The organism is Streptomyces sp. NPDC006798 (genome assembly GCF_040635975.1).
Classification (GTDB): domain Bacteria; phylum Actinomycetota; class Actinomycetes; order Streptomycetales; family Streptomycetaceae; genus Streptomyces.
Genome location: NZ_JBEYIS010000111.1, coordinates 1 through 5392, shown reverse-complemented (window position 1 = coordinate 5392; position 5392 = coordinate 1). Strand labels below are relative to the sequence as shown.

Here is a 5392-nt window from a genome sequence, read left to right as displayed (position 1 = left end):
CCCGGAACACCATCAACACCCCGAAGAACACCGACCAGATCCCAACCGGTAAACGGCTCAAGAGCCCCCGCACAAGCCCGCAGATGTTCGGCGAAGACCGGCGAGGACTCCAACAAACCCACACCCATACCCACCCACTGCGCCCCCTGCCCCGGAAAAACGAAAACCGTACGCCCCGCCTCACCAGGAGTCACACCGGACACCAACCGGCCAGAAGGCTCACCAGCCGCCAGCGCCGTCAGTCCGTCCAGATAATCAGACCGATCTCGGCCGATGACCACGGCCCGATGGTCGAACACCGCCCGACTCGCCGCCAGAGCATGCCCCATTTCTGCGGGAGTGAGTTGCGGATGACGGTCAAGATGGTCGAGGAGCCGACGGGCCTGCTCACGCAACGCCTGCTCCGACTTCCCCGACACCACCCACGGCAACACACCATCCGACACCACCACCGGCCCGGACACGCCCGAGCCATCGGTGTCCACCGCCTCCGGCGCCTGCTCCACAATCAGATGCGCGTTCGTCCCGCTCACACCGAACGACGACACACCCGCCCGCCGGGGACGACCCGCCTCCGGCCACGACCGCCCCTCCGTCAGCAACTCCACCGAACCCGCCGACCAGTCCACGAACGACGACGGCTCATCCACATGCAGGGTCTTCGGCAACACCCCGTGCCGCATCGCCATCACCATCTTGATGACGCCACCCACACCCGCCGCCGCCTGCGCATGACCAATATTCGACTTCAAAGAGCCCAGCCACAACGGCCGGCCCTCCGACCGATCCTGTCCATAGGTGGCGAGTAGTGCCTGCGCCTCGATCGGGTCGCCCAGCGTCGTCCCCGTACCATGCGCCTCCACGACATCGACCTCGTCCGCCGACAGCCGCGCATTCGCCAACGCCTGCCGGATCACCCGCTCCTGCGAAGGACCATTCGGCGCCGTCAACCCATTACTCGCACCGTCCTGGTTCACCGCCGAACCACGGACCACCGCCAACACCCGATGACCATTCCGACGCGCATCCGAAAGCCGCTCCAGCAATAGCAGCCCCACACCCTCCGACCAGCCCGTACCGTCGGCGGCCTCCGCGAACGCCTTGCACCGGCCGTCGGCGGACAACCCCCGCTGCCGGCTGAACTCGGTGAACACATCGGGTGTCGCCATCACGGTGACACCACCGGCCAGAGCGAGGGAGCACTCCCCCTGGCGCAGCGCCTGTGCGGCCAGATGAACGGCTACCAGAGACGAGGAGCAGGCGGTGTCCACGGTGACGGCCGGGCCCTCGAATCCGAAGGTGTAGGAGAGCCGGCCGGAGGCGACGCTGCCCGCACTGCCGTTGATCAGATAGCCCTCCAGGTCCCTGGGGACCGAGCCGAGCCGGCTGCCGTAGTCGCCGTACATGACTCCGGTGAAGACACCGGTGGAGGTGGCGCGGAGGGCGGTGGGATCGATCCCGGCGCGTTCGAGGGTCTCCCAGCCGACTTCCAGCAGTAGTCGTTGCTGGGGGTCCATGGCGAGGGCTTCGCGCGGGTTGATGCCGAAGAAGGCGGGGTCGAAGGCGTCGGCGTCGTAGAGGAAGCCGCCCTCGCGGACGTACGTCGTCCCGGGCCGGTCGGGATCGGGGTCGTACAGCTTCCCGATGTCCCAGCCCCGGTCGCCGGGGAACTCGGCCACGGCGTCCCGCCCGTTCGCCACCAGGTCCCACAGGTCGTCGGCGGAGCGCACTCCCCCCGGGTACCGGCAGCCGATGGCCACGATCGCGATGGGCTCGTCGGCGGCGACTGTCCCCGCGGCCGTCGGGGCCGGAGCGGCCGGGGCGGCGGTCGCCCCGGCCGTCGGAGCGAGTACGGCGTGGAGGTGGCGGGCCAGACGTCGCGGGGTGGGGTGGTCGAAGACGAGTCCGGCGGCGAGCCGGAGTCCGGTGGCGGCGTTGATCCGGTTGCGCAGTTCGACGGCGGTCAGCGAGTCGAAGCCGAGGTCCTTGAACGCGTGGTCGGTGTTGACCGCGTCGGACGCGGTGTGGCCCAGGACCAGTGCCACATGGGTACGGACGAGGTCGGTGAGGGTGTCCTCCGCCTCCTCGGGCGTGAGCCGGGCGAGCCGCGTCCGAAGGCCGTCGGCGTCGGCCGACGTGGTCGCCGATGCGGCGGCCCTGCGGACGGGTGCGCGTACGAGCCCCTGGAGAACTGCGGGCAGCGTCCCGGTCTCCGACTGCGTACGGAGCAGGGCCGGTATGATTTTCGCGGCGACGGGGCAGGCCGTCCGGGCGGCCCGGGCGGCTTCGAAGAGGGCCAGTCCCTCCTCCGCCGTGACGGGCTCGATCCCGAGCCGGGCGATCCTGGTGAGATCCGCCGCCGCCAGGTGGCCGGTCATATCGCTGCTGTCGGCCCAGAGTCCCCAGACCACTGATGTGGCGGGCAGTCCCTCGGCGCGACGGCTCTGGGCCAGCGCGTCGAGGAAGACGTTCGCCGCGGCGTAGTTGCCCTGTCCGGGGCTGCCCAGTACGCCCGACACGGAGGAGAAGAGGACGAACTCGGTGAGGTCGTGATCGCGGGTGAGCCGGTGCAGATGCCAGGCGGCGTCGACCTTCGGACGGAACACGTTCTCGATGTGATCCGGTGTCAGGGATGTCAGTGTGCCGTCGTCGAGTACGCCGGCACTGTGGACGACGGCCGTCAGCGGATGCTCGTCCGGTACGGTCGCCAGCAGGGCGGCGAGGGCGTCACGGTCGGCGGTGTCGCAGGCAGCGACGGTGACCTTCACTCCCAGTTCGGTGAGTTCGGCGGCGAGTTCGGCGGCGCCGGGGGCGTCGGGGCCGCGTCGTCCTGCCAGCAGCAGATGGCCGACTCCGGGGGCCGTCGCGTAACGGCGGGCGAAGAGTCCGCCGAGGGTGCCCGTACCGCCGGTGATCAGTACGGTGCCGCCCGCGATCGGCCCGGGCGCGCCGTCGCCCGTCTGCCGTTCCGGTGCGGCGTCGGCATCGGGCGGGGTCTCCCGGACGAGCCGGGGCACGTAGAGCCGTTGGTCGTCGTCGCGGACGGCCAGTTGCGGCTCGTCGCTGCCCAGCGCACCGCGGAACGCTCCGGCCGGGACGGCGTTCTGTCCGGCGAGGTCGATCACGGCGAAACGGCCGGGATGCTCGTTCTGGGCCGTACGGATCAGGCCCCAGGCGGCGGCGTCCGCCGGGCGGGGCGATTCGGTGTCGGGGTCGACGGCGACGGCTCGCTCGGTGAGGAAGACCAGCCGGCTCGCGGCCGGACGGTCCTCGGCCAGCCATGACCGGACCGTGTCCAGGACGTACCGCACGGCCGTGCGCGCGGAGCCCGGCACGTCGTCGGCGTCGGCGTCGGCGTCGGCGTCGGCGTCGGCGGGACGGCTGAGCAGCCCGGTGGCGATCACCAGATCCGGCCCGGGGGCGGTGTCGTCTGCGGGTATCGACAGCGGATCCGTACGGTGGTCGACCACGACGCCGTCGGGCAGCGCCGCCACCAGCGCCTCGGGTACGACGGAACCCGCGAACGCCACCCGGCCGAGTATCGGGGCCTCCGCGACGGAAACGGGGGTCCAGGCCAGGCGGAAGAGCTGATCGTCCCGGGTCGACGCGACGGCCTTCGCCAACTGCCCCGGGGTGATCGACCGCATGGCGAGCGATCCCACGTCGGCGACGGGACGCCCGGTGGGGTCGGCCAGCCGGAGGCGAAAGGTTCCCGCGTCGGCGGGGGTGATCCGAACCCGTAGCTCGCGGGCACCGACGGCGTACAGTTCGACGTCCGACCAGGCGAACGGCAGGGGCACCTCGCCGGGGCCGCGCTCCGTACCCACGGCTCCGATCGGGTGTTGCGCGGCGTCGAAAAGGGCGGGGTGGATACCGAAGGCGGAGCTGTCCGGGTGTCCCTCGTCCGGCAGCACCACTTCGGCGTACACCTCGGCGCCGTCCTTCCATACGGCGCGGACGCCCCGGAAGGCGGGCCCGTACTGGTAGCCGTCGACGGCCAGGGACGGGTACAGCTCCTCGATGTCCACGGGTACTGCGCCGGTCGGCGGCCAGGCCGTCGGCCCCGCCCATGCTGTGATGTCCGTGTCCCTGTCCCTGTCCGTGTCCGTGGCGGTGGCGGTGGACGGCGGCCGGGCGGTCAGGGTGCCGGTGGCATGACGGGTCCAGGGCCGGTCCGAGGCGGAGTCATCGGGTCGGGAGTGGATGGTGAGTGCCCGGTGGCCGTCGTCGTCGGCTGTCTCCACCAGTAGTTGGAGATGGACTCCGCCGACGGGCGGAAGCGTCAGGGGTGTTTCGAGGATCAGCTCCCGGAGGTGAGGGGCGTCGACACTCCGCCCCGCGTGGAGGGCGAGTTCGACGAACGCGGTACCCGGCAGCAGCGGGGTGTCGTGGACGGCGTGCTCCGCCAGCCAGGGACGGGTCCGCAGGGACAGACTCCCGGTGAACAGCCGGCCGTCGCCGTTCGCCAAGGCTACGGAGGCCCCGAGCAGTCCGTGGTCGGCGGCGCGCAGTCCGAGGGCCTGGGGATCGGTGACCGTGGTGGGGTCTTCGAGGAGCCAGTAGTGCTGGTGTTGGAAGGGGTAGGTGGGGAGGTCGACGGGTCCGGTGCCGGTGGCGTAGAAGCGGGTCCAGTCGATGGCGGTGTGGGTGTGGGCGGTGGCGAGGGATGTGAGGACGCGCTGCCAGGTGTCGTCGTCCCGGCGAAGGGTGCCGGTGACGGTGACGTCAGTCGTACCAACGTGGTCCTCGGCGGTCTCCTGGACGGGATGGGTCAGGACCGGATGCGGACTCGCCTCGATGAACAGGGCATGGCCGTCGTCCAAGAGGGTTCGGGTGGCGTGCTGGAAGTCGACGGTCGTGGCCAGATTTTCATACCAATACCCGGCATCCATCACCGTGGTGTCCGGCATCGGACCACCGGTACGACCGGCAACGGAGGAGTAGAACGCCACCGACGCCACGCCCGGCCGGACCGGGGCCAACAGCTCCAGCAACCGGTCCTTCAAAGCCTCCATGTGGGGGGTGTGGGAGGCGTAATCCACCGGGACTCGGCGCGCCCTGATCTGTACGCCCTCGCAGTGCGCGAGGAGTTCGGCCAGGGCGTCGGCATCACCCGCGACCACCGTCGACGACGGACCGTTCACCGCCGCCACGAACACCCGACCAGCCCAGCTTTCGATCAGAGCCGAGGCGTCAGACCTCGACAGAGGCAGGGAGACCATGCCACCGGATCCGGCCATCGCGGCAATCGTCTGCGACCGCAGCGCCACCACCCGCGCGGAATCCTCCAGAGACAACACACCCGCGATATGCGCCGCCGCGATCTCCCCCTGCGAATGCCCCACCACAGCATCCGGCACCACACCCAAGTGCTCCCACAACCGCGCCAGCG

Annotated in this window: 1 protein-coding gene; it reads right to left on the bottom strand. The window is 70.6% G+C overall.

All coding sequences use genetic code 11. The annotated features are described in order from the left end of the window. Window positions 1–5392 (bottom strand): SDR family NAD(P)-dependent oxidoreductase (locus ABZ714_RS34730; RefSeq protein ID WP_358829366.1); only part of this gene is annotated, 5392 nt, incomplete at both ends.